At 35.7% G+C, this 23,290-nt stretch carries 24 protein-coding genes; 18 read left to right on the top strand and 6 right to left on the bottom strand.

What is annotated here, in order from left to right:
- Positions 1 to 62: 62 nt before the first annotated feature.
- A complete protein-coding gene (locus tag KKI44_RS09075; RefSeq protein ID WP_214590707.1) occupies positions 63 to 776 on the bottom strand; it encodes a CDP-alcohol phosphatidyltransferase family protein in 714 nt (237 codons plus the stop codon).
- A gap of 125 nt (positions 777 to 901) precedes the next feature.
- Between KKI44_RS09075 and KKI44_RS09070 the strand changes: the two genes are divergently transcribed.
- From KKI44_RS09070 to KKI44_RS09020, 11 genes are all read left to right on the top strand, one after another.
- The gene (locus KKI44_RS09070) at positions 902 to 2,833 is read left to right on the top strand and encodes an LTA synthase family protein (protein WP_214590706.1); all 1,932 of its coding nucleotides are present in this window, start codon (positions 902 to 904) and stop codon (positions 2,831 to 2,833) included.
- A gap of 196 nt (positions 2,834 to 3,029) precedes the next feature.
- Positions 3,030 to 3,446 carry a DUF2147 domain-containing protein gene (locus KKI44_RS09065; protein ID WP_214590705.1) on the top strand — a complete coding sequence of 139 codons (417 nt, stop codon included), beginning with the start codon at positions 3,030 to 3,032 and terminating at the stop codon, positions 3,444 to 3,446.
- 110 nt (positions 3,447 to 3,556) lie between these two features.
- Complete coding sequence (locus KKI44_RS09060; protein ID WP_076396100.1) at positions 3,557 to 4,537, top strand: pyruvate dehydrogenase complex E1 component subunit beta; 981 nt, start codon at positions 3,557 to 3,559, stop codon at positions 4,535 to 4,537.
- A 123-nt stretch (positions 4,538 to 4,660) separates the two neighbouring features.
- Positions 4,661 to 6,655, top strand: a complete 1,995-nt coding sequence (locus KKI44_RS09055; RefSeq protein WP_214590704.1) for a KUP/HAK/KT family potassium transporter — start codon at positions 4,661 to 4,663, stop codon at positions 6,653 to 6,655.
- Positions 6,656 to 6,722: 67 nt separating this feature from the next.
- A complete protein-coding gene (locus KKI44_RS09050; RefSeq protein ID WP_076396095.1) occupies positions 6,723 to 7,196 on the top strand; it encodes a Fur family transcriptional regulator in 474 nt (157 codons plus the stop codon).
- 7 nt (positions 7,197 to 7,203) lie between these two features.
- Positions 7,204 to 8,943: an OstA-like protein gene (locus KKI44_RS09045; protein WP_214591126.1), complete on the top strand. Its 1,740-nt coding sequence runs from the start codon at positions 7,204 to 7,206 to the stop codon at positions 8,941 to 8,943.
- 447 nt (positions 8,944 to 9,390) lie between these two features.
- Entirely contained in the window at positions 9,391 to 10,566 is a 1,176-nt protein-coding gene (locus tag KKI44_RS09040; RefSeq protein WP_214591125.1) for an aspartate aminotransferase family protein, read from the top strand.
- A 50-nt stretch (positions 10,567 to 10,616) separates the two neighbouring features.
- Positions 10,617 to 11,681: a hypothetical protein gene (locus KKI44_RS09035; protein ID WP_214590703.1), complete on the top strand. Its 1,065-nt coding sequence runs from the start codon at positions 10,617 to 10,619 to the stop codon at positions 11,679 to 11,681.
- 61 nt (positions 11,682 to 11,742) lie between these two features.
- Complete coding sequence (locus KKI44_RS09030) at positions 11,743 to 12,306, top strand: outer membrane beta-barrel protein (protein ID WP_214590702.1); 564 nt, start codon at positions 11,743 to 11,745, stop codon at positions 12,304 to 12,306.
- 190 nt (positions 12,307 to 12,496) lie between these two features.
- Complete coding sequence (locus tag KKI44_RS09025) at positions 12,497 to 12,883, top strand: START-like domain-containing protein (protein ID WP_214590701.1); 387 nt, start codon at positions 12,497 to 12,499, stop codon at positions 12,881 to 12,883.
- Positions 12,884 to 12,958: 75 nt separating this feature from the next.
- Entirely contained in the window at positions 12,959 to 13,768 is an 810-nt protein-coding gene (locus KKI44_RS09020; protein WP_214590700.1) for an aminotransferase class IV, read from the top strand.
- 319 nt (positions 13,769 to 14,087) lie between these two features.
- Here KKI44_RS09020 and KKI44_RS09015 read toward each other — a convergent pair whose 3' ends face one another.
- On the bottom strand, positions 14,088 to 14,636 hold the full coding sequence (locus tag KKI44_RS09015; RefSeq protein WP_214590699.1) for a YqgE/AlgH family protein: 549 nt from the start codon (positions 14,634 to 14,636) through the stop codon (positions 14,088 to 14,090).
- A gap of 24 nt (positions 14,637 to 14,660) precedes the next feature.
- Between KKI44_RS09015 and pdxH the strand changes: the two genes are divergently transcribed.
- The gene (gene pdxH, locus KKI44_RS09010; protein WP_214590698.1) at positions 14,661 to 15,305 is read left to right on the top strand and encodes a pyridoxamine 5'-phosphate oxidase; all 645 of its coding nucleotides are present in this window, start codon (positions 14,661 to 14,663) and stop codon (positions 15,303 to 15,305) included.
- A 62-nt stretch (positions 15,306 to 15,367) separates the two neighbouring features.
- Here pdxH and KKI44_RS09005 read toward each other — a convergent pair whose 3' ends face one another.
- On the bottom strand, positions 15,368 to 15,679 hold the full coding sequence (locus KKI44_RS09005) for an HU family DNA-binding protein (RefSeq protein WP_214590697.1): 312 nt from the start codon (positions 15,677 to 15,679) through the stop codon (positions 15,368 to 15,370).
- Positions 15,680 to 16,078: 399 nt separating this feature from the next.
- Here KKI44_RS09005 and panD point away from each other — a divergent pair, with 399 nt between their 5' ends.
- The 4 genes from panD to KKI44_RS08985 all read left to right on the top strand — a co-directional run bounded on the left by panD (position 16,079) and on the right by KKI44_RS08985 (position 18,962).
- Positions 16,079 to 16,429, top strand: coding sequence for an aspartate 1-decarboxylase (panD, locus tag KKI44_RS09000; RefSeq protein WP_048511083.1), 351 nt, complete (start codon positions 16,079 to 16,081; stop codon positions 16,427 to 16,429).
- A gap of 4 nt (positions 16,430 to 16,433) precedes the next feature.
- Positions 16,434 to 17,516, top strand: coding sequence for a lysylphosphatidylglycerol synthase transmembrane domain-containing protein (locus KKI44_RS08995; protein ID WP_214590696.1), 1,083 nt, complete (start codon positions 16,434 to 16,436; stop codon positions 17,514 to 17,516).
- 193 nt (positions 17,517 to 17,709) lie between these two features.
- Positions 17,710 to 18,285 carry a TerD family protein gene (locus tag KKI44_RS08990; protein WP_214590695.1) on the top strand — a complete coding sequence of 192 codons (576 nt, stop codon included), beginning with the start codon at positions 17,710 to 17,712 and terminating at the stop codon, positions 18,283 to 18,285.
- Between the two features lie 2 nt (positions 18,286 to 18,287).
- Positions 18,288 to 18,962 (top strand): TerD family protein, encoded by a 675-nt coding sequence (locus tag KKI44_RS08985; protein ID WP_214590694.1) that lies wholly within the window; start codon positions 18,288 to 18,290, stop codon positions 18,960 to 18,962.
- 70 nt (positions 18,963 to 19,032) lie between these two features.
- Here the strand turns inward: KKI44_RS08985 and KKI44_RS08980 are convergent, their stop codons facing one another.
- The 3 genes from KKI44_RS08980 to KKI44_RS08970 form a co-directional block, all read right to left on the bottom strand.
- Positions 19,033 to 19,554: a 3'-5' exoribonuclease domain-containing protein gene (locus KKI44_RS08980; protein ID WP_214590693.1), complete on the bottom strand. Its 522-nt coding sequence runs from the start codon at positions 19,552 to 19,554 to the stop codon at positions 19,033 to 19,035.
- Positions 19,555 to 19,622: 68 nt separating this feature from the next.
- On the bottom strand, positions 19,623 to 20,822 hold the full coding sequence (tyrS, locus tag KKI44_RS08975; RefSeq protein ID WP_214590692.1) for a tyrosine--tRNA ligase: 1,200 nt from the start codon (positions 20,820 to 20,822) through the stop codon (positions 19,623 to 19,625).
- A 190-nt stretch (positions 20,823 to 21,012) separates the two neighbouring features.
- Positions 21,013 to 21,528: a hypothetical protein gene (locus tag KKI44_RS08970; protein WP_214590691.1), complete on the bottom strand. Its 516-nt coding sequence runs from the start codon at positions 21,526 to 21,528 to the stop codon at positions 21,013 to 21,015.
- Positions 21,529 to 21,618: 90 nt separating this feature from the next.
- On the opposite strand from KKI44_RS08970, the gene KKI44_RS08965 reads away from it, so the two are divergent.
- Positions 21,619 to 22,194 (top strand): Crp/Fnr family transcriptional regulator, encoded by a 576-nt coding sequence (locus KKI44_RS08965; RefSeq protein ID WP_214590690.1) that lies wholly within the window; start codon positions 21,619 to 21,621, stop codon positions 22,192 to 22,194.
- Positions 22,195 to 22,256: 62 nt separating this feature from the next.
- Complete coding sequence (locus KKI44_RS08960; protein ID WP_214590689.1) at positions 22,257 to 23,279, top strand: NAD-dependent epimerase/dehydratase family protein; 1,023 nt, start codon at positions 22,257 to 22,259, stop codon at positions 23,277 to 23,279.
- Positions 23,280 to 23,290: the final 11 nt, after the last annotated feature.

Below are 23,290 nucleotides of genomic sequence, written 5' to 3'. Positions count from 1 at the left end.
GAAAATTTGAGAATGTGGTAATTTGAAAATGGATTTAAATGTCCATTATTCAACACATAAATTTATTTTAGTTGTTTTTGAAATATAATTGAGATTAAAATATAATAAAGAATCACCATCGGGATTCCGACCGTTTTAAAGATAGCTAAAATAATAACAGAACCAACCAATAACGCAATTTTAGGATAATTATCCTGCAGTTTCATCGATTTGAATTTCATCGCGATCATTTTTATCGGCGAGATCAAAAGCCAGGAAGAAATTACGTTTAAAACAATCAATGCAAGTTCATTATTCATGAGAAATTCAAAGCTCTGATTTTCTTTGAAAGCGTAAAACAGTCCGAAAATTAAAATCGTATTACTCGGCGTATTCAGTCCTTTAAAATAATATTTCTGATCTTCGTCTAAATTAAAAATTGCCAGTCTTAAACAGGAAAATAATGTAATCAGCAACCCGAAATATTGAATCCCAAACGGTAAGGTCATCCCAAAGAGATCCGTTCCAAACGGTTCAAGCATTTTAAACATCGTCAGTCCCGGAACCAGTCCGAAGCTCACCATATCTGCTAAAGAATCTAGTTGGGTTCCAAGATTGGAGTTTGCCTTTAACGCTCTTGCCGTAAAACCATCAAAGAAATCCAGAACCAGAGAAAGCACGATGCAAATCGCAGTCGTCTGATAATCTCCTGAAATAAGATGAATGGCGCCGATACATCCGGAAAACAGGTTTCCTAACGTTATCGCGTTGGCAAGATTATTTTTAATAAAATTCATAGGCACAAAATTAATAAATTAAAGTAACAAAGCGTTAATTAAACGGTGCATCAATTATTGTGGATTGATAAGCCGTTACAGGGAGATATTGTTAAATTAATTCGAATTTAATGTAAATTTGCAGCATGAAATTGTTTAAAGAATTTAGAAAACAGGAAGTTCTGGTGCTTTTGTACAGAATTTTTTTAGCCTATTTTTTCTATCAGATCGCAAGATTTTTATTCTGGTACTTTAATAAAGACTTAATAAAGATCGATTCTGTTTCAGATTATTTCAGTCTGTCTTTCCATGGGATTGCGTTCGATACAACGGCAATTTTATATGTAAATGCCCTTTTTATTCTTCTGAGCATCATTCCGGTCATCATCAATACTAAAAAAAGTTATCAGAAATTTCTTTTCTGGCTGTATTTTATCACCAACGGAATTGCTTATGCAATGAATTTCGGAGATATGGTGTATTTCAGATTTTCGCAGATGAGGCTTACTTCTGCCGCGTTGCAGGTTGCGCAGCACGAAAGCAATATTTTTAAGGTTTTTACAACTTCTGTTGCTCAGAATCCTTTTGTTCTGATTGGATTTGTTGGTTTAATGATCCTTTGGATTTTTCTTTATAAAAAAGTAAAAGTTCAGGAAAACAAACCAGAAAAGCTGGTTCCGTATTTTGTGTGGTCTGTGATAACGCTTTGCATAACGGCTGTTTTGGCTGTCGGTGGAATCCGTGGAGACTTTAAGCACAGCACAAGACCCATCAATCTGGTGGATGCCAATCGTTTCGTGAAAATTCCGGCGCAGGGAAATGTCGTTTTGAACAGTACGTTTTCCTTTTTCCGAACTTTAAATACGAATAATTTTAAGGAAGTTCATTTTGTAGATGAAAAATTTATTGAACAGAATATTCATCCTTATAAAGAATATAATAGGGAAGTCGCAGAAAAACCAAATATTGTTATTTTTATTGTAGAATCCTTCGGAAGAGAATATTCAGGAGCATTCAATAAAGACAAAAATATCAAAGATTACGTTTCTTACACTCCGTTTATCGACAGTTTGGCAGGGCAGAGTCTTATTTTTCCGAACACTTTTGCCAACGGAAGACAGTCGATTCACGGGATGAGTTCCGTTCTTGCCGGAATTCCGAGTTTAACCGACGCTTTTACAAGTTCGCCGTATTCCAACCAAAAAATCCAGTCCATTGTTTCCGTTTGCAACGAAATGGGATACGATACTTCTTTCTATCATGGCGCTCCGAATGGTTCCATGGGATTTTTGGGCTTTGGAAACATCTTAGGCTTCAAACACTATTTTGGAAAGACAGAATACAATAACGATAAAGATTTCGACGGAATCTGGGCAATCTGGGATGAACCTTTTTTACAGTATTTTGCGAAAAATGTAGGGAAAAAGCAGCCTTTTATGACAACCGTATTCACGGCATCTTCACATCATCCGTTTAAAATTCCTGAGAAATACAACGGAAAGTTTAAAAAAGGAAAAATTCAGATGCATGAACCGATCCAATATACAGATTATGCGATCAGAAAGTATTTTGAAACGGCTAAAAAACAACCGTGGTTCAATAATACCATCTTTGTTTTTACGGGAGATCATACCAACGAAATTTATTATCCCGAATACGATAAAACAATGAATCGTTTCGCAGTGCCTTTAATCTTTTATTCACCAAATCCTGCATACAATTTAAAAGGCGTAAATCCTGAACTCGCGCAGCAGATTGATATTTATCCTACGCTTGCAGATTTAATCGGTTATCATAAAAAAATCAGAAGCTGGGGAAGAAGTCTGGTGAGCGAGAAGCAGTATTCGCCCATTATTGCCAATTCAGACGGAACGGTGGAGCAGTTTATCATCGGGAATTACATCTACCGTTTCGATGGAAAAGAGATTGTGGGGATCTTTGATCAGTCTGATTTAGGATTGGAAAAAAATCTGATGGATCAGTTGAGATCTGATCCGGAAGCGCAAAAAGGAAAACAAATTGCCAAAGCCTGGTATCAGGATTATATGGATCGGGTAATAAACAGAAAAATGAATTAAATCATAATGAATTGATTCTCATTACTGAATGTTGTGCTGGATATTGCATTTTACCACTTTTTGTCCTGTTTTTTTGGTATATATCTTGTAATCTATGTGAAGGATAATAAAATTTTTTGTTGTTTTAAAATTAATTTATATTTTTAGCAATAATAGACAACGAAATTATTTTATTGAAATTAAAACTATAAGAAATATGAGAAAATTATTGTTAACCTTCGCGCTTTCATTATTCGGAGTAATGTCTTTTGCGCAGATTGAAGGAAAATGGAAAACCATAGATGACGAAACAAAACAGGCTAAATCTATTGTTGAGATCTATAAAAAAGGAGATCAGTATTTCGGGAGAATTTCCCAGTTGCTGATAAAACCGGCAAACCCGAACTGTACGGAATGTAAAGACGACAGAAAAAATAAGCCTATTCAGGGAATGGAAATCATCAGAAACCTAAAAAAGGATGGGGATGAATTTACAGGAGGAACCATTACAGATCCTAAAACAGGAAAAACGTACAAGTGTACGATCACAAGAAGCGGCGATAACCTGAATGTGAGAGGATATATTGGTTTATCTTTCATCGGAAGATCACAGACCTGGCAGAAAGTTAATTAACCGGAATTAAATAAAAATTAATAAGCGGCATTTCATTAAATGAAATGTCGTTTTTGTTATGTAAATAATAAAAAAACACTACTTTTGTACTCTAAATTTTTCAAATAAATATGGCAGAATATACTTTTCGTGAGGTAATTGCACAGGCAATGAGCGAGGAAATGCGTAAAGACGAATCCATCTATTTAATGGGGGAGGAAGTTGCAGAATATAACGGTGCATATAAGGCTTCAAAAGGAATGCTGGATGAATTTGGTGCTAAAAGAGTAATCGATACACCAATTGCTGAGCTTGGTTTCGCAGGGATTTCTGTGGGAGCTGCAATGAATGGTAACAGACCGATCGTAGAATTTATGACGTTCAACTTCTCTTTGGTGGGGATTGATCAGATTATCAATAACGCTGCAAAAATCCGTCAGATGAGTGGAGGACAGTGGAACTGCCCGATCGTTTTCCGTGGTCCTACAGCTTCTGCAGGTCAGTTGGGAGCAACGCACTCTCAGGCTTTCGAAAGCTGGTATGCCAACTGTCCGGGATTAAAAGTGGTCGTTCCTTCAAATCCTTACGATGCGAAAGGATTATTAAAAACAGCAATTCAGGATAATGATCCGGTAATTTTCATGGAATCTGAGCAGATGTACGGAGACAAAATGGAAATTCCTGAAGAAGAATACTATTTACCTATCGGGAAAGCAGATATCAAAAGAGAAGGTTCTGATGTAACGCTGGTTTCTTTCGGAAAAATCATGAAACTTGCCATTCAGGCTGCTGAAGACTTGGCTAAAGAAGGTATTTCTGTAGAAGTTATCGATCTTAGAACAGTTCGTCCGTTGGATTATGATACTGTTTTGGCATCCGTTAAAAAGACAAACAGACTGGTTGTTTTGGAAGAAGCGTGGCCATTTGGTTCTGTTGCATCTGAAATTACCTATATGGTACAGCAGAAAGCATTCGATTATCTGGATGCTCCAATTAAGAGAATTACAACTCCTGATGCTCCTGCTCCTTACTCTGCAGCATTATTTGCAGAATGGTTCCCGAAACTTGAAAAAGTAAAAGAAGAGATCAAAAAAGCAATGTACGTTAAGTAATTACACGATTATAGAGAAAAACTTCCGAAAGGAAGTTTTTTCATTTATTATATTCATGAAGAAAAATTCATGGGGATGTAAATTTGGCTTAAATTTGCGCGTTTAAAAATTAAATTAGCTGGTATGGCAGAAGTTACAGAAGGCGGTCATCATTTTGACATCAAAAAGCTTTCTTTCATTGGAATTTTAGTGTCACTCGGAATTGTATTCGGAGATATCGGTACTTCCCCGCTTTACGTTATGAAAGCGATTGTTAACGCAAGAGGAGAAGGAAGTACGATGCCTTTCAATGAGTATATCGAAGGGGCGTTGTCCTGTATTATCTGGACACTTACACTTCAGACAACAATTAAATATGTGATCATTGCTCTTAGAGCAGACAACAAAGGAGAAGGGGGAATTTTAGCATTGTTTTCTCTGGTTAAAAATCTTAAAAAAGGCTGGCTCTATCTTATTGCTATCGTAGGAGCTGCCGCGCTTATTGCGGACGGAGTAATCACACCTTCGCTTACGGTAATGTCTGCAATTGAAGGTCTTGAAATTTATAATCCGGATACACCGGTTGTTCCGATCACCATTGCGATTCTTATTATGATCTTCGTGGTTCAGCAGTTTGGTACGAGCTTTATCGGGAAATTCTTCGGACCTGTCATGGTAATCTGGTTCCTCGTTTTGGGAGGTTTGGGATTGTCTCATTTGAGCGAAAATCTTGAGATTTTAAGATCTTTCAATCCTTATTATGCCTATAAACTTATTGCCAACTCTCCGAGCGCAATTGTAATTTTAGGAGCGGTTTTCCTTTGTACGACCGGAGCGGAAGCTCTTTATTCCGACTTAGGACATTGCGGTGCCAAAAATATCCGTGTAAGCTGGGCATTTGTAAAAATCATGCTGATCTTAAATTATTTGGGACAGGGAGCGTGGCTTTTAACCAATTACGGTAAACCCGGCTTTTCGGTAATAAATCCTTTCTTCGGAATCATGGAAGAGTGGATGGTTGTTCCGGGAGTTATTCTGGCTACAGCGGCGGCAATTATTGCCAGTCAGGCTTTAATTACAGGATCATTTACCATTTTCTCAGAGGCAATGTCCTTAAATTTATGGCCTAACCAGAAAATTGATTATCCTTCCGGAGTAAAAGGACAAATGTACATCCCAAGAATTAACTGGGGGCTTTTACTATTCTGTATTGTGGTGGTTCTTCACTTCAAAGAATCAGGAAAAATGGAAGCGGCTTACGGTTTATCCATTACGGTAACCATGTTAATGACCACGGTTCTTTTAGTTTATTGGTTATTAAAACATAGAGTAAACAAAGCGTTAATCCTTGTTTTTGCGTTTGTTTATATGGCAATCGAATTAGGTTTCTTCAGTGCAAACGTAATCAAATTCATGGAAGGAGGATGGATTACGGTCGTATTGGCTGGATCTATCGGAGTTTGTATGTATGCTTGGTACAACGGAAGATCTATTAAAACAAAATTCATCAAATTTATTAAGCTTGAGACCTATATTCCGATCATTAAAGATATGAAGCTTGATGAAACAATTCCTAAATATGCGACTAACTTAGCGTATTTAAGCCGTGCGAAGAGAAATGATGAGATCGAATCGAAGATTATTTATTCAATCATCAAAAAACAGCCGAAAAGAGCCGATCATTATTTCATATTAAGCATTACCAATCAGGAAGATCCGTATACCTTCAAGTATGCGGTGGACGAAGTTCTTCCGGGAACGATCTATAAAATTAACTTCATGTTAGGATTTAAGATAGACCGAAGAATTAACGATTATTTCGACATGGTTCTCAGAGATCTGATGGCAGACGGAACAATTCCTTCAAGAAGCAGCCATCCTTCATTAAGAGCGCATAATATTCCGCCGGATCTGAAGTATGTGATTATAGACAATACCTATATCAACGATATTCTTCTTACGGTTAAAGAAAAAATCATTCTTAATATTTATAATTTTGTTAAATATATCGGAAGCGACGACTTTAAAGCATGGGGAATCACTTCCCACAACGTTGTGGTAGAATCTGCGCCTATGACGGAAGACTGCGTCGGAAAATCCAAAATCGAGCAGTGCGAATTTATCCGCCACAAAGGTTAAATTCTTTAACACAGTATGACAATTTGTATTTAAATAAAAATCAATAAATTTGTAGATAAATTTTTTGATGGATACGATACAAAAAGAAAAAAATATTGCGCTGATAAAGGATGTTTTAAGAAACTATTTATTGGAAAAAGGTTTCAGAAACACGCCTGAAAGATATACAATACTTGAAGAAATATACGGTATGGATCATCACTTCAATGTGGATGATCTGTACCTTTTAATGTTGCAGAAAAAATACCACGTTTCCAAAGCAACAATTTACAATACAATTGAAATTTTCCTTGATGCAGGACTTATCCGTAAGCATCAGTTCGGAGAAAAAACACTCACTTCTTCCTCTTACGAAAAATCTTATTTTGATAAACAGCACGATCATTTAGTCGTGTATAAAAAAGATTCAGATAAGGAGATTGAAGAGATCATCGAGTTTTGTGATCCGAGAATTCAAGGAATAAAAGAAGCAATTGAACAGGCATTTGGCGTAAAAATTGATTCCCATTCGCTGTATTTTTATGGCACAAAGAATGATTAATCAATTCATGAGACTATTTGCTTTATTCCTAGTCTCTGTTTCAACGTTTTTATTTGCACAGAACCAGCCGAAAACTCTGCAAAAAGATCCTTATTTTACCAACACGACTCCTCAAAAAAATGCTCCGCCTGCTGAAAAGGTGAAGCACATCCATTCTGATGAATTAAGAAAGGATGATAAATACGACGGAAATAATTATTTCGTGGGGAATGTACAGTTTTCGCATCAGGGTTCTTTGCTGAATGCAGATCTTGTGATCGTATATGAAGAACAGAATTTCATCAAAGCCATCGGAAATGTAAAACTGCAAAACGCCGATGGTTCAGTAATTACAGCCGATGAAATGGAGTACGATGGAAATACACAAAAAGGGATTGCCCGGAAAAATGTAGTTCTTACCGATCCGAAAGGAACGGTGATAAAAACGGAAACCATGTATTACGACAGACTTTCCAATCAGGCATATTACAACACCGGAGGAACCATTAACGACGGAAAAAGTACAACGTATTCCAAAACAGCAACCTATTTTCTGACAACCAGAACGATTGATCTTTCCGGAAGAGTGAAAATAGAAGATGCCCAGTACATTCTGGAAGGAGATAATGTGGTTCAGAATCAGAATACTAACATCGTAAACATCAACGGGCCGACAACGATCATCAACAAGAAAAATCCTAAAAACCGAATTGTTACCGATAAAGGAAATTACAATACGAATACGAAGGAAGCTTTCTTATACAAAAACTCCAGAGTATATTATAACGATAAAATCCTTACCGGAGATGAAATGTATTACAACCAGTTGTCAGGTTTCGGAAAAGCAACAGGGAATGTAACGCTGGATGATCCGAACGAAAGAAGATTCATAAAAGGAGGTTACGGAGAAATTTACGAAAAGAAAGATTCTGCCATGATGACCAAAAATCCGTATGCAGTAAAGGCTCTGGAAAAAGATTCGATGTATTTTGCGGCAGAAAAAATTATTTCTTTTCAAAAACCGGATCCAGAAGATATCAAGGTGAAGAAAAGTTTTCTTAGGGCGTATAAGAAAGGACGTTTTTATAAATCCAATGCACAGGGAAGAGCAGATTCCATTGCTTTCAATGAAACGGACGGAGTTCTTCATATGTATACCAATCCAATCCTTTGGAGCAACGGAAAACAGGTAACCGGAGATAAAGTTGAAGCTTATTTTAATACCCAAAAAGAAAATATAGATTCCTTAAAAGTTATCGGGAATGCTTTTGCCATCAGTAAAGTCGATTCTCTGAATATGAAAGACGAATTCAATCAGGTAAAAGGGAAACTGATGACGGTTTATTACGGAGAAGATAACAACATCAAAGAAGCAAAAGTAATCGGAAATGCTCAGGCAATTACTTATTCCGATGATGAAAACGAGCAGACAAAGGGAAAAGAAAGAATCGGGATTTCTCTCACTTCATGCGGTATTATTGATGCTGTTTTTGAAGAAAAAATGCTGTATGTTGTTGCCTGTAATATCGGAGCGGCATCAGATACCTATCCTATGAGTATGATAGAACCCGAAAGGCGGAAATTTCCGGATTTTAACTGGAATACAAAAGACAGGATTCTGAAATGGCAGGATATTCTCGTGGATACCCCTAATTATGAGGAAGTGAAATACGAAGCCGACAATACACTTTATAATAAAGCTCAGGAAGCAGTAGAAAAAGCTAAAGCTAAAGAAGAGGCGAAAAAACCGAAACGTGTAAGAAGATAATTCGTATTTTTTTAAGTTAAAAAGCCGAAAAATATAAATAGTCACCATTTTATTCATTTAAAATGGTGATTTATTTTTATAAAACTCCCTGAAATAAGTCGGTAGCTCATATTTTCTTTAAAAAAAATAAACTTTTTTAAAGTGTTTTATTCAAAAATCTGTGAAGCGGAAAGCCTGATGAATATTCGGTTTTTCAATTAATAAATTTTCATGGTTTGTTGAATTGATTTGCGATGTTGCTACTGAATGTAAATATTTTTTATTGAATGTGTATTTTAATTGTTTTTTTTCTATATATTTACCTAAGAATATATGAAACTATATTAATATTTTGTGATTTGGTGGTATTGCCCGCAGTTTTCTGCGGGCAATTTTTTTATTCTGTCCGTTTCATTTCGGTGTTTGCCGAATCTTTTATAGTTTTGCTAAAATTTTGGAACAATGGAAATGCAAAAGGATTTTTTTATATATCAGGCTCAGACGACAAAGTTTGCTGCTGGTTTTGAAGTAGAGAAGGCGGAAGGAAGCTATATTTATGGTAAAGACGGAAGAAGATATCTGGATTTTGTAGCGGGAGTTTCTGCCAATACTTTAGGACATTCCCATCCAAAAGTAGTTGATGCCATTAAAGAACAGGCAGAAAAATATCTTCACGTTATGGTTTACGGAGAATATGCACAGGAAAAGCCGGTGGCTTTATGTAAGCTGTTGGCAGAAGCTACTCCCGATCCTTTAGAAATTACTTATCTGGTAAACAGCGGTGCAGAAGCCATAGACGGAAGTCTTAAGCTGGCAAAAAGATATACCGGAAGAGAAGAAATTGTTTCATTCAAAAACTCTTACCACGGAAATACACACGGTGCGTTAAGTGTATCCGGAAATGAGTTTCATAAAAGAGAATTTCGTCCGTTATTGCCAATGGTTTCGTTCATTGAATTTAACAATGAAAAAGATTTCGATAAAATTACCGAGAAAACAGCCTGTGTTATTTTAGAAACCATTCAGGGTGCGGCAGGATTTTTAGTTCCTAATGATGATTATTTAATCAAACTAAAAAAGAGATGTGAAGAAGTAGGAGCATTATTAATTCTGGATGAAATTCAGCCGGGATTCGGAAGAACGGGAAAACTTTTTTCTTTTGAACATTTCGGTATCGTTCCGGATATTCTTGTCATGGGAAAAGGAATGGGAGGCGGAGTTCCTGTAGGAGCTTTTATGAGTTCACGGGAAATTATGGAAACACTGTCTCATTCTCCGAAATTAGGGCACATCACAACTTTCGGTGGAAATCCGCTTATTGCGGCTTCCAGTTATGCAACTTTGAAAGAAGTTCTGGAAAGCGGGCTGATGAATGAAGTGGAAGAAAAAGAACAATTATACAGAAGTCTTCTGGTTCATCCCAAAATAAAAAATATTAACGGTAAAGGTCTCATGTTAGCGTTAAATCTGGGATCTCCGGAGTATACTTTAGACGTAGCGAAAAGATGTATGGAAAAAGGACTGATTGTTTTCTGGCAGCTTTACAGAAATGAATATCTGAGAATTTCTCCTCCGCTTACCATTTCTAAAGAAGAAATAGCAGAAGGATGTAAAATTATCCTTGACGTATTAAATAATTTGTAGGAAACAAAAATTATTTTTACTTTCGCACCGTTTTAAAAAAATAATAACTAATGAAAAAAATTATTCTCGTTGCAGGACTAGGGTTTGCAACAATCATGGGAACTCAGTCTTGCAGTTCTTCTACGGATGATTCTATCCACACCACTACCGTTAATGAAGATAAAGCTAACATTAAAAAAACAATCGACGGTTTTTACAGCAAACTGAATACAATGGATGATGGAGATCTTTCAAAATTCATTTTGTACTCAATGTTTAACAATACCGCTCAGGAATTTGATGACAGTTATCTGAACAATGTTGTAGAAGGCTGGGAAAATCAGTTTGGAGAAGCGCTTATCAATAACAAGCTTCAGTTTGCCAACAGATTAGGAACGTATACTTACAACAATGCAAACGGAACCTGGACAAAAATTGCCAATTCTTCCAATGTTGTATTGAAATTTCCGTCCGTAGCCAATTCTTCTGTAATCGATAGTGAATTAACTCTTTCGTCGTACACAGATATTCAGACAAGTTACAATTCTGAAGTAGTATGGTTGCCTAAAACCTTTAATCTTGTATTGAAAAGAAGCGGAAATACAGTGTTTAGTATGGATTTATCCAATGTAACATTTGATAACAGTACGAATTTCAGTATGCCGATCAGTGCAAATATTCAGATTTTTGCATCACCAATGACGCAGAATATTGTATGGACAAGAAACAGTGCTAAAGATTTCCAGTTTAAGTATAACAATACAATTCCTCAGGGATCTTCAAGCGAAGTGATTGCCAATGTAATCTTAAAACATTCTGATTACGCCAATATCTCTTCAAAAGACGATTTTAAAACCATTTCAGGTTCTATTAAAGAAGGAGATCTTAAAATTGTTGCAACCATGAATGTTGAAGCTCTTGCTCCGCTTGCAGATCCTACCGATGCGCAGATTAATAATAATACAAAAGGAGAAGTATTTTATTTAGGACAAAAAATCGGAGATCTTGTTTACAAAACAGTGAATGGAGAAGGAGAGTTCTTTATTGTATATTTCGATGGATCATCGGAAAATACAGATGTTTACATCGGTGATTTCGAGCAAAAAGTTAAAGCTATTTTTGCTAATTATCTTTAATAATTAATACAAAAAACATACATCTCAAAGGTTTCACCAGATCTTTGAGATGTTTTTTATTATGAAACGAATTATTTCAATTTTTTTGCTGGTACTTTCTGCTTCAGTTTTTGCACAGGCTCAAAATGATAGTTTATTTGCTATTCCTAGAAATCAGGTCGGAATTAGTCTCAATAAATTTATTAAATCTGTATTTGCATCCGACGATAACGCAATGATTATTAACTATCGTTATTCAGGGAAAAACAAATGGTCTTACAGAACAGGATTTGATTTTAAGAATGATGACAGTGAAGGCGGATATTCTCAATTCGCTTTTAAACTTGGGATCGACAGAAATCTGAAAAGATACAGAAGATGGAATTTTTACTACGGAGCAGATTACTTCTTCAGATATTCCAATTACAAAAACATTAATAAACCGCAGTATGATAATGGTTTAGGCGTGTTTTTAGGAGTACAGTATTTTCTTTCTCCTCATTTCTCCCTTTCTACGGAACCAATGTTATATTACAAATATATTTATGTAGTAGACCGTTCGAGTTTTCAGAAAGATAATAAAACGGCATGGTCAGAAACAGGATTCGGGAGAATAGGTTTTGTGGAACTCAATTTTCATTTTTAAAATAATACAGCTCTTCATCCGAAGAGTTTTTTTATGCCCTTAAAGTAGAGTTATTATGTTAAAAGAATAATTAAACATCTATTTAAAAATCTCTGACAAATATCATGAAGATTGTGCAAAAAAGTAAACACATTTTTGTGTAATAAAAAAATTAATTTATATATTGCGGAACGATTAAAACAAAGATTATATGGCGAAACATAAAGTCCATTACGAATTCCCAATGCATTGTTTATCAGAGATTTTATATGAATATCTGGCAACGGCGGAAGGGTTGTCTGAATGGTTTGCAGATGATGTGACAGAGAAAGGTGATGACTTCTTTTTCAGCTGGGGTGGAGGTCCTTCTGAGAAGGCTACTTTAATAAGATATAAGCCTGAAGGTTTCGTACGTTTCCGATGGGAAGAAGATGAAGGAACAAAAAATTTCTTTGAAATGACGATCACAATTGATGACATTACGGAAGACCTGTCTCTGAACATTACCGATTTCTGTGAAGAAGGGGATGAAGAAGAAAATGCGATGTACTGGGAAAATCTTATCGAAAATCTTAGAATTAAATTAGGAGCAGCCTAAACGTAGGCACGCTGAATTATAAAACTGATGAACGATTTATCGTTCATTATTTTTTTGTAAATAAATCAGATTACAGTGGAAAATCAATATTTTACATCAGACGAAATCAATGTGAAAAACAGAGCTTTTCTTTCGGGGGACGCCGTAAAGGTTTCTTTTTTTATCAGAAACGGAAAATTAATCATGGATGAAGAATGCTATTTCTTCCTGATGGCTTCCATGAGAAAAATGAGACTGAATATTCCTTTAACCTACACACTTGAATTTTTTCAGACATTATTTCAGAAAGAAGTTATTGAAGGAAAAAGCATTCAGGATGCGATCATTAATTTTCAGGTTTTCAGAAATTCGGACGGAATTACCCTTTCCAAATCCTCAGTTTCTTACTATTATGAAATTACAGAAACCCAAGATCTGTTAGCATTGCATGAAAGAAATCTGGAACTTGATTTAATTAAGGAAATAAACGTTAATAACAACCTTTTAAGTAATATCAGGGTTCACAGTCCGGAAAATATTTACGGCGAAATTTATGCGCAGGAAAACGATCTTGATGATGTCATTCTTCTCAACCCGAATAAAAGAATTGCGCGTACAACTTTCGGGAATCTCTTGTTTCTGGAAGGTGATGTGATCAAAATCCCAAAACAGACAGAAGGAGCCTACATTTCGCCGCTTATGGAGAATTTTGTAACTTTTTTACACAAAAATAATCTTGCGGATATACAGGAACATGAGATTATTGCATTTGAGTCTCAGAAAGCTGAAGAAATACTCTTAATTTCGGATGAAAAAGGAATATTTTCTGTAGGTAAAATAAGAAATAAAACTTTCGGAAACCAGCGGTTCACGGAACTTATTAAAAACTGGAAAGAAAGTTTCTAGATGAAAATTGACAAACCCGGTAAACAACAAAGTTCCGAAAGTCCTTTACCGGGTTTTTATTCTGATAAATCAGAATTTGTATCTTTATTTATTGTTCTCTGAAAATTTCAGAAAATTTATCAGCAATTTGTTTTTGACTTTTCTCGTTGGTCAAATTGTTGAACTTTAATCTCTTGATCCTGTTTTATTTAGTAGTCATTTGTTCCTTTTATATCACAGAGATTTAGTTTACCAGATAACGTAAAACCTTTGCTTAAAATTGGTTAACGTTTTCTTAAAATTTGTTAAATATTTAAATAATATTAATGAATTTCTCTTGCTAGTTTAAAGAAATATTTTCAGGAGAATTTGCCCATAAAAGAAATTCGCCACCAAGATTCTGCATGATCGATTTCCAGAGGGTTTGATCGTTTGGCAAGGTGTAATCCAGATTGTAAACATCTACCACAGTCCATAATTTTCTCTGTATTTCTTCCTCAAGCTGTAAAGCTGACCATCCGGAATAGCCGGAAAATATTTTGACATTATTGATGTCCAGTTCGCCGCTGAGAACAGCGCTGATGATGTTTTCAATATCTTCGGTAAGATAAAATTCCGGGGTAATTTCTGTATACATTTCAGTTACCTTTTCCCCTTTTACAATAAAAAAAACTTTGTCATTTCCTACAGGACCACCGTCGTAAACTTCAATTCTGAAATCGAAAAAATCTTTGAATTTACCGCTCATCTGGTTGTTTTTTTTATTTAATATTAAACCAAATGCACCACTTTCATTATGTTCAATAATCAAAACAACAGATCTGGAAAAAATATCGCCGGAAATGTCGGGTGTGGAAATTAATATTTTACCTTTGTAAGAGTAATTCATACTCAAATTTAATAAAAAATATTTATGGAAAACCTGCACGATAAAAGAAAAGTGTACGAGAAATCCCAACTTATTGAAAGTGAGATAAAACAAAATCCTATTGAACAGTTTCGGGACTGGTTTATGGAAGCCAGCGAAAATCCGAACATCTCTGAAGCGAATGCAATGGCACTTTCTACACTGGAAAACGACGGTTGTCCGCGTACAAGAATGGTGTTGTTAAAGGCTTATACATACGAAGGATTTATTTTTTACACCAATTATGACAGCAGAAAAGGAAAATCCATAGAGAAGACACACAAAGCCTGTCTTCATTTTTTCTGGCCCAATCTGGAAAGGCAGATCATTATTAAAGCTGAGATGGAACGTATTGCAGAAAACCTGAGTGACGGATATTTCCATTCCAGACCAAAAGGAAGTCAGTTGGGAGCTGTAGTTTCTCCTCAAAGTGAAGAAATTCCGAACCGTGAATTTTTGGAAGACAAGCTTCAGCAACTGGAAGAGAAGTACGCAGACACAGAAATTCCAAGACCTGAAAACTGGGGCGGGTATATTGCAAAGCCTTATGAAATAGAATTCTGGCAGGGGAGACCAAACCGTCTGCACGATAGAATTGTTTATGAATTGGTGGATGGTCTCGATTGGAAAATTGCGAGATTAGCTCCTTAAAATAGATGCAATAAAAAACCTCATCATCCGATGAGGTTTTATTTTTTCTTTAATCTGAGTGATTATTTTTTCTTTTTACCCGGAGCAGGAGCATTAGCTGAAGCAACAGCTGCAGAAAGGTCTGCACCAGCTTTGAATTTAGCAACAGTCTTAGCTTCGATGTTAATTGGCTTTTTAGTTGCAGGGTTGATTCCTTGTCTTGCAGCTCTTTCAGCTACTGAGAAAGTTCCAAACCCTACTAAAGAAACTTTTCCGTCTTTTTTCTTTAAAGTAGTAGTAACGTTAGAGATAAATGATTCTAAAGCAGCTTTAGCTGCAACTTTAGTGATGCCGGCATCTTTGGCGATTGCGTCGATTAATTCAGACTTGTTCATAATTTTTAATATTAAAGTTAGTTCGTTATAATAGCAAATATAATACTATTTTCTAAATGTGCAATTTTTTTGCAAAAAAATAAATAAATTTTTTGATTTTAAGTAAAATTGGTTAAAATATGATAATTCAGCTTTTTACGAAAAATCTACGTTACCCGTTACTAAAATCATGCCAATTGCTTATCTGTATTGACTTTACCAAAAATGAAATATTATTTTTTGTATTTATTAAATCCTGAATTGTATAGTAAGTATTGATGGTTTTCAGGATATGTTTATAAATTCTGTAAATAAAATCTTTAAAAATTACGTTTAATAAAATTAAAGTTCTGGGTTTCTGCTGGTTTTAAATTCATTTTAAAAGACGGTTTTATAAATTATTATTAATAAATTTGCACCATGTTAATAGAAGTTTTTAAGTCTAAGATTCACAGGGTGAGAGTTACGGCTTCTGACCTTAATTATATTGGGAGTATCACGATAGATGAAGACCTTATTGAAGCTGCAGGTTTGGTAGTGGGAGAAAGAGTTTATATCGTAAATGTGAATAACGGAGAGCGTTTCGACACTTATGTTATTAAAGGTAAAAGAAAATCGGGAGAAGTCTGTCTTAACGGTCCTGCGGCGAGAAAAGTACAGAGAGATGATATCATTATTATTATCGCTTATGCACAGATGACTCCGGAAGAGGCGCAGAATTTCCAGCCGAAGATTGTTTTCCCCGACGAAAAAACAAACCTTTTAACGTAACAGGATGGAGAAGAACTCAAAAAATCCTCTGAAATCCATTCTTACGATAGTGATCTCGCTTGCTTTTGCAGGCTTTTTTTTATGGTTTGCTTTAAAGGGGCTGGATTTTGAAGTGATTCAGAAATCCATTGAAAGAGCAAATTATACCTGGGTCTTTATTGCAGGTGTCTTTGGTTTGTTAGCATATTGGCTGCGTGCAATACGCTGGAATATTCTTCTCGAACCGATGGGATATAAAATTTCGGATGCAAATGCTTTCTGGACCATATCTTTTGGATATTTAATGAATCTTACGATTCCGAGAAGTGGGGAACTGGCAAGATCTACAGCATTGTACGGTGTAGAAGACGTTCCTGTTGATAAATCTTTCGGAACTATTATTTTAGAAAGAGTTGTAGACCTTATCTGTATGATAGGTTTTCTGGGGCTTACCATCATTTTCAAGTATGATGCTATTCTTTCGTTCTATGATATTGCGACCGGACAAAAAGAGGAAAAGGTAAAAGTGGAGCATAGCTTTTTTGAAAAATTTCTAATGAAAATAGGAATTGTAGATTTTACTGCTTTTTATTTCTATATGAAGATTTCTCTTTTCCTGCTGGCAATCGTAGGATTGATTATTTTGTTTAAATACAAAAAAGATAAACTTATAGGATTTGCCAAAGGAATTTTACAGGGCTTGACCACAATATTCAAGCTCAGACAAAAAGGAAAATTCATTCTTTATACAATAGGAATCTGGATATGTTATTTTCTTGCTGCTTATCTTGTATGTTTTTCTCTTCCCGAAACATCAGATTTTACCATAGGAGACGGCTTCTTTATTATTACCGTGGGAACTTTCGGAATGATTGTGCCGGCAAGCGGAGGAATTGGCGCTTTTAATCTGGCGATGAAATATGGCTTTATGGCTCTTTTTATTTCTGCAGGTAAAAATGCTGTAACAGGCGGTGAAATGGGATTAATATATTCTTTTATATCCCTGCCCTTACAGTTTCTGCTCACAATTATTACCGGATTGCTTTCAATTCCTGCTTTAGCAAGAGCAAGGAACAAAAATGTGGTAAAAAAAGAATTTACAGAATAATTTATCTTTTAATTAAATCTTTTGAAAATATAAAATCCGGTCATAACGATCGGATTTTTTTAGGCTTAATTTTTAATGAATTTCAAAATTTTATGTTTTGCAATTTACATAATTTTTTGTCACAAAATTTTTTGGAAATTTACTAAAACCGCCATAACTTCGATAAACAATACATAAAACACATATCATTATTATGGCAATTAATTTACAGAAAGGGCAAAGAATTGATCTTGGATTTACAAAAATGACCATCGGTCTCGGATGGGATCCAAATGAAGGAATGGGATATGATTTTGACCTTGATGCCTCCGCAATTATGATTGATGCGGAACGAAAACTGGTGAGTGAAGAATATTTTGTTTTTTATAATAACCTGCATTCGCCGGATGGTGCACTTACACATACAGGAGATGACCCAAGTGGAAAAAACAGCGACGGAGATGATGATGAAGCCATCATTATTGATCTCGAAAAAGTAGACGAAAGAGTTCAGGAAATTCTTTTTGTTGTTACCATCGAAGATTTTGATAGGAGAAAGCAGAATTTCGGACAGGTAAGAAATTCTTACATCAGAATTGTAGACAATAATACCAATATGGAAATTGCCAAATACGAACTGGATGAAGATTTTTCCATAGAAACCGGAATTGAATTCGGAAGGCTGTACAAACGTGGCGGAAGCTGGAAATTTGAAGCTTCGGGAATCGGCTACAGAGCAGATCTGGGTTTCTTTCTTGAAAAATATTATAAAGGACAAATCATAAAATAAAAATGGCTATCAACTTACAAAAAGGTCAGACCATCAATCTCCGCAAAAATGAACATGGAGAAGATGCATATGATCTGTCATCTGTAACCATAGGTTTAGGATGGGATGTTAGAAGATCCGGTGGTTTTTTCAACCGTCTTTTCGGGATAAGTGACGGTGCGGAATATGATCTGGATGCCATTGCTTTTCTTTTGGATAAAAACGGGAAGGTTGCGGATCTCGGAATGACGGTTCCCGGAAGAAACGGAAGAGAGATTGCTCTGTATAAAAGCGACGTAATCTATTTCAATTCTATGCGGCATCCCAGCGGAAAAATATGGCTGACCGGAGATAACAGAACCGGAGCCGGAGATGGCGACGACGAACAGATTATTGTATTGCTGGATCAGCTGGATGAGCGCTATCAGAAAATTGTGTTTGTAGTTTCAATTTATCAGGGATTGTTCAACAGACAACATTTCGGAATGATAGAAAATGCATTTATCCGTGCGGTAGATGCAAGAGGAAGGGAAATTACAAAATTCAGTCTTTCTGGTGACGCCAGTATGAACGGAATGTGTTCTATGGTTTTTGCGGAAGTTTACCGCCACAACGGCGACTGGAAATTCCGTGCCATTGGAGAACCGCACCGGACGGATAATTTTATTGAGGTTCTTGTTCCTTACACCTATAAGTAAAAAAGTATGCTGAAAATGCATACTTTTTTATTTTATCATTTAATACCAGAATTTTACTAAGACAGAGCATTTATTTCAATCCGATTTTCAGTCCCATTTCCTTTTTCATATACAGCAAAACTTCTGCATTTCCTTTTGCGTCATCAACGGGATGATGGGTGTGCTTAGTTTTTCGTAGATGTTTCCACTGGGCAAAAGTGTCTTTTTCCAGTCCGCAATACAGATCCGCAAGTCTTCTGGAAGAAAAACCGAATGGATTTCTCCCGATGAAATGATGAAAATACCAACAGATAAACATCCAGTCGAAGCCGTTGTTATCACTGATGAAAACAGGTCTTCCTTTAGAATTTTCTTTAATCCATTCTTCAAATTTCAGCATCACTTCTTCAGGATCATTAAAATCCAATGTTTCTTCCCGCGTAAAACCGGAAACTGCCAAAGCTTCGGGATTGAATTTCTCTGAAACAGGCTTCAGTTTTCCGTAAAATGTGGTTTCCAGATTTTCGTCTACTAAAACTGCTCCAAAACAGACCATTGAAAAATCTCCGGGAATCGGTCCGTCCGATTCTATATCGACCATAATGTAGCTCATGCGATTGTGTTTCTATTTTAAAATTTTCTAAACGAATATATTGAAAAAAAAATCTTAAAATTTAATGTTTACAAAAGTTCAAAAAAACTTCTTTTTCCGATCTTAATTTTTATTCCTTTTTCTAATTTAATTTCTTCATTCGGATCTGTTAATTTGATATTGTTGATCTGAATTCCACCGTTTTCAATCAGTCTTCGGATGAAAGATTTACTTTCGTTACATTTCAGCTGATGGCATAATTCCGATAAGACTATTTTATGCTGAATATGGTGGAGAGAGTCAATGAAAACCGGTTCAAAAACTTTTTCTCTAAAATTTTTACTCTGGAACTGGTTCATAAAAAACAACTCTGCATTTTCAGCTGATTCTGCATCATGATATTGTGTGATGATATTTTTAGCGATCAGCTTTTTAATATTCATCGGGTTTTGACCATCATTGATGTTTTGTTTTAAACGTTCTTTCTCTTCAGAAGAAAAATCCGTGGTAAAATCAATAAATTCATCAATCAGAGAATCCGGGATGGACATCGTTTTCCCAAACATTTCATTCGGCTCGTCAGTTAATCCGATAATGTTGTTTAAAGATTTGCTCATCTTTTCCTTTCCGTCAAGCCCTTTCAGTAAAGGCATGCACATCACGATCTGCGGAGATTTTCCGTGATTTTCCTGCAATTGTCGCCCCATGGTACAGTTGAAAAGCTGGTCGGTTCCGCCCATTTCAATGTCACAATTAATCTGTACAGAATCGAATCCCTGCAAAATAGGGTATACAAGTTCGTGCATGGCAATCGGTGTGTTTTCAGAAAACCTTTTGCTGAAGTCATTTCTGTGCATCAGTTGTGCAACTGTCACTTTCGACATCAGTTGGATCACTTCCGAAAAATTCAGCGCATCCAGCCATTCAGAATTAAAGACGATTTTTGTTTTTTCCACATCAATAACTTTGGAGAGCTGACTGATATACGTTTCTGCATTATGATGAACTTCCTCAGCGGTTAAAGGTTTTCTCGCCTTGTTTTTTCCTGTGGGATCGCCGATTCTTGCCGTAAAACTTCCGACAATGATTACAATCTGATGTCCCAGATCCTGAAACTGTTTCAGTTTTTTCAAAACAACTGCGTGTCCCAAATGCAGATCCGGAGCAGTGGGATCAAACCCAAGTTTGATGATTAATTTTCTCTTCTCATTTTCGGCTTGCTGAATTTTCTCTTCCAGTCCGTTTTCCGGCAGAATAATTTCTGCATTCTCTTTTAATTTTCTGATCATTTTTTTAATTTTTAAGCATGAAAAAACCCGAACAAAACTGTCCGGGTTCTATGATATTTTTAGATTAAATTTCTACTGAATATAGTTATAGAAGTTTTCCCGAACGATTATCCGGGTAATAATAATTGCTGAAAAAAGGAAGTCGCAATAGGTTATTTAAGTGCTTCATGAGTGCAAATATAGAATTTTATTAAAAAATCATTTGTTTTTTCTTCAGAAAATCTTCAACTTTTCTTTCAAAATCATGGAAATTCTGTACAAGAAAGGCACCGCTTCTTTTGTCTGAAAATTCTTTATCATTAAGCATTAAATACGTTTTTTTCAATTGAAGGTAACACAGCAAAACAAATTGTTTTATTTTAATTTCGAACTGTATTTCCAGTTTAAAATTCAACTGTCCTCCGTAAGATTCTTCAAAATCATATACAGAAATAATTGCTTTGTGCTGTTTATCCTTTATTCGTTTTATTTCAAATTTGCATCCTCCCGGTTCGTTGTACCAGATAAATTCAGTTTCCTGTTTCTCTTTTATCAGATCCAGAACAGCATACATGATTTGAGAAAAGGGATTATTAAAAGCATGAGTGATTAAATAATTAAAGTTTCTTCCATCAATGTAAAGCAGAAATTCACTCCATCCGGAAGGAAGAAGGATCAAAAGCATATCCAATTCATCAGACTCTATTATTTTTTTGTTGTTTCTCATGGTACTTTGCAATTTGTAAATTTAGAGAATAGTTTGAAACAAAATATCTTTTGATTTTCATTAAATTTGTGTTTCTCATTCATTTTTATCATGCACGGCAAATTCATACAGCATCTTCAGTCTTTTCATCATTTCAACACTGACGAAATCGGGCTGATTAAAGACTGCTTCGAGCCTGTGGAATATCCGAAAAATACGATTATTGAAGAAAAGGGTAGTGTTCCGGTGCATCTGTATTATATCGTTTCCGGATATCTGAGATTGTTTCATACTGATGAAAAAGGAAACGAAATAACCACCCATATCAATTGTCCTCCCGGATTTTTTACCTCATACTTTCACTTTATCAATCAGACAAAATCAGACGAAAATGTGGAATGCATTACAGATTGTAAATTATTAAGAATTACAAAGGAAAATCTGGACAGGCTTACACTGGAAAGTTCTGCAATGAAAGATTTCAGTATTTCTGTTTTCCATCAGTCGATTACTTACAACGAAAACCGTTCAAAAGAACTTTCAACATTAAATGCAGAACAACGGTATCTTCAATTGCTGAAAAATTATCCGGAAATAATTCAGTTTGTTCCTGTTCAGTATATTGCTTCTTTTCTCGGAATGAAGCCCGAAAGTCTCAGCAGAATCCGCAGAAAACTGATTAACTAACAAAAGTCAGGTGCTTTTGGAATCAGGACAGGGAACTTTGTATCGTCAAAATATAATGAAAAATGATACAAGAAAAACTAAGTCTGGTTTCCGGAGCCAATGGACATTTGGGAAATAATCTGGTAAGATTGTTACTGCAAAAAGAAATTCCTGTAAGAGCAACAGTAAGAAATACAGCTCAAAAAAAATGTTTTGAAGGATTAAACTGCGAAGTTGTTCAGGCAGATATTACGGATAAAGCATCTTTCGTAAAGGCTTTGCAGGGAGTGGAAACTTTTTATGCCGTTGGAGCCGCATTTAAACTTTGGGCGAAAAATCCGGAAAAAGAAATTTATGACGTTAATCTGCAGGGTACAAGAAATACGATTGAAGCAGCGGCTGAAGCGGGAGTGAAAAAAATGGTCTACGTAAGTTCAATTGCAGCTCTGGATTACACCAGACTTCCTACAAAAGAAAGCTATGGTTATAATCCGGATCGTCGGGATATGTATTACAATTCTAAAAATGACGGTGAAAAGCTGGCTTTTGAACTGTCTGCAAAGTTTGGAATAGAACTGGTTTCCGTAATGCCTTCCGCGATGATAGGAGGGGAAGCTTTTCTTCCGCTGAATGTTTCTTACGGTATCTTAAAATTAATTCTGAATAAAGAAATTCCTGTTGATACAAAAATTACGCTTAATTGGATTGATGTGAAAGATGTGGCGGAAGGATGTTATCTTGCAGCACAGAAAGGACGTTCAGGTGAAAGATATATTCTGGCAAATGAAGAATGTATGACGATCACAGATACAACAGCTCTGGCAAAAAAACTGTATCCGGAACTGAACCTGAAAATTCCGCAGTCGGTTCCGAAATTTGTCCTTAAGCTGATTGCGGGAATCATGGAATTTTCGGCAATACTGAAAGGAAAAGCTCCTATTTTGACGCGAAAGGATATTTCTATGTTTTCCGGATTACAGCAGAATTTTGATATTTCAAAGGCAAGAAATGAATTGGGCTTTGCACCGAAAAATCCTGAGACAGCAGTAAAAGAAGCGCTGGATTATCTCATGAAAAACAGGAACTTAATAATAAAAGAGGCCTGAAAAAGCCTCTT

The sequence above is a fragment of the Chryseobacterium sp. ZHDP1 genome (genome assembly GCF_018603435.1).
Lineage (GTDB): Bacteria > Bacteroidota > Bacteroidia > Flavobacteriales > Weeksellaceae > Chryseobacterium > Chryseobacterium indicum.
This window is presented reverse-complemented; position numbering and strand designations above follow the sequence as displayed.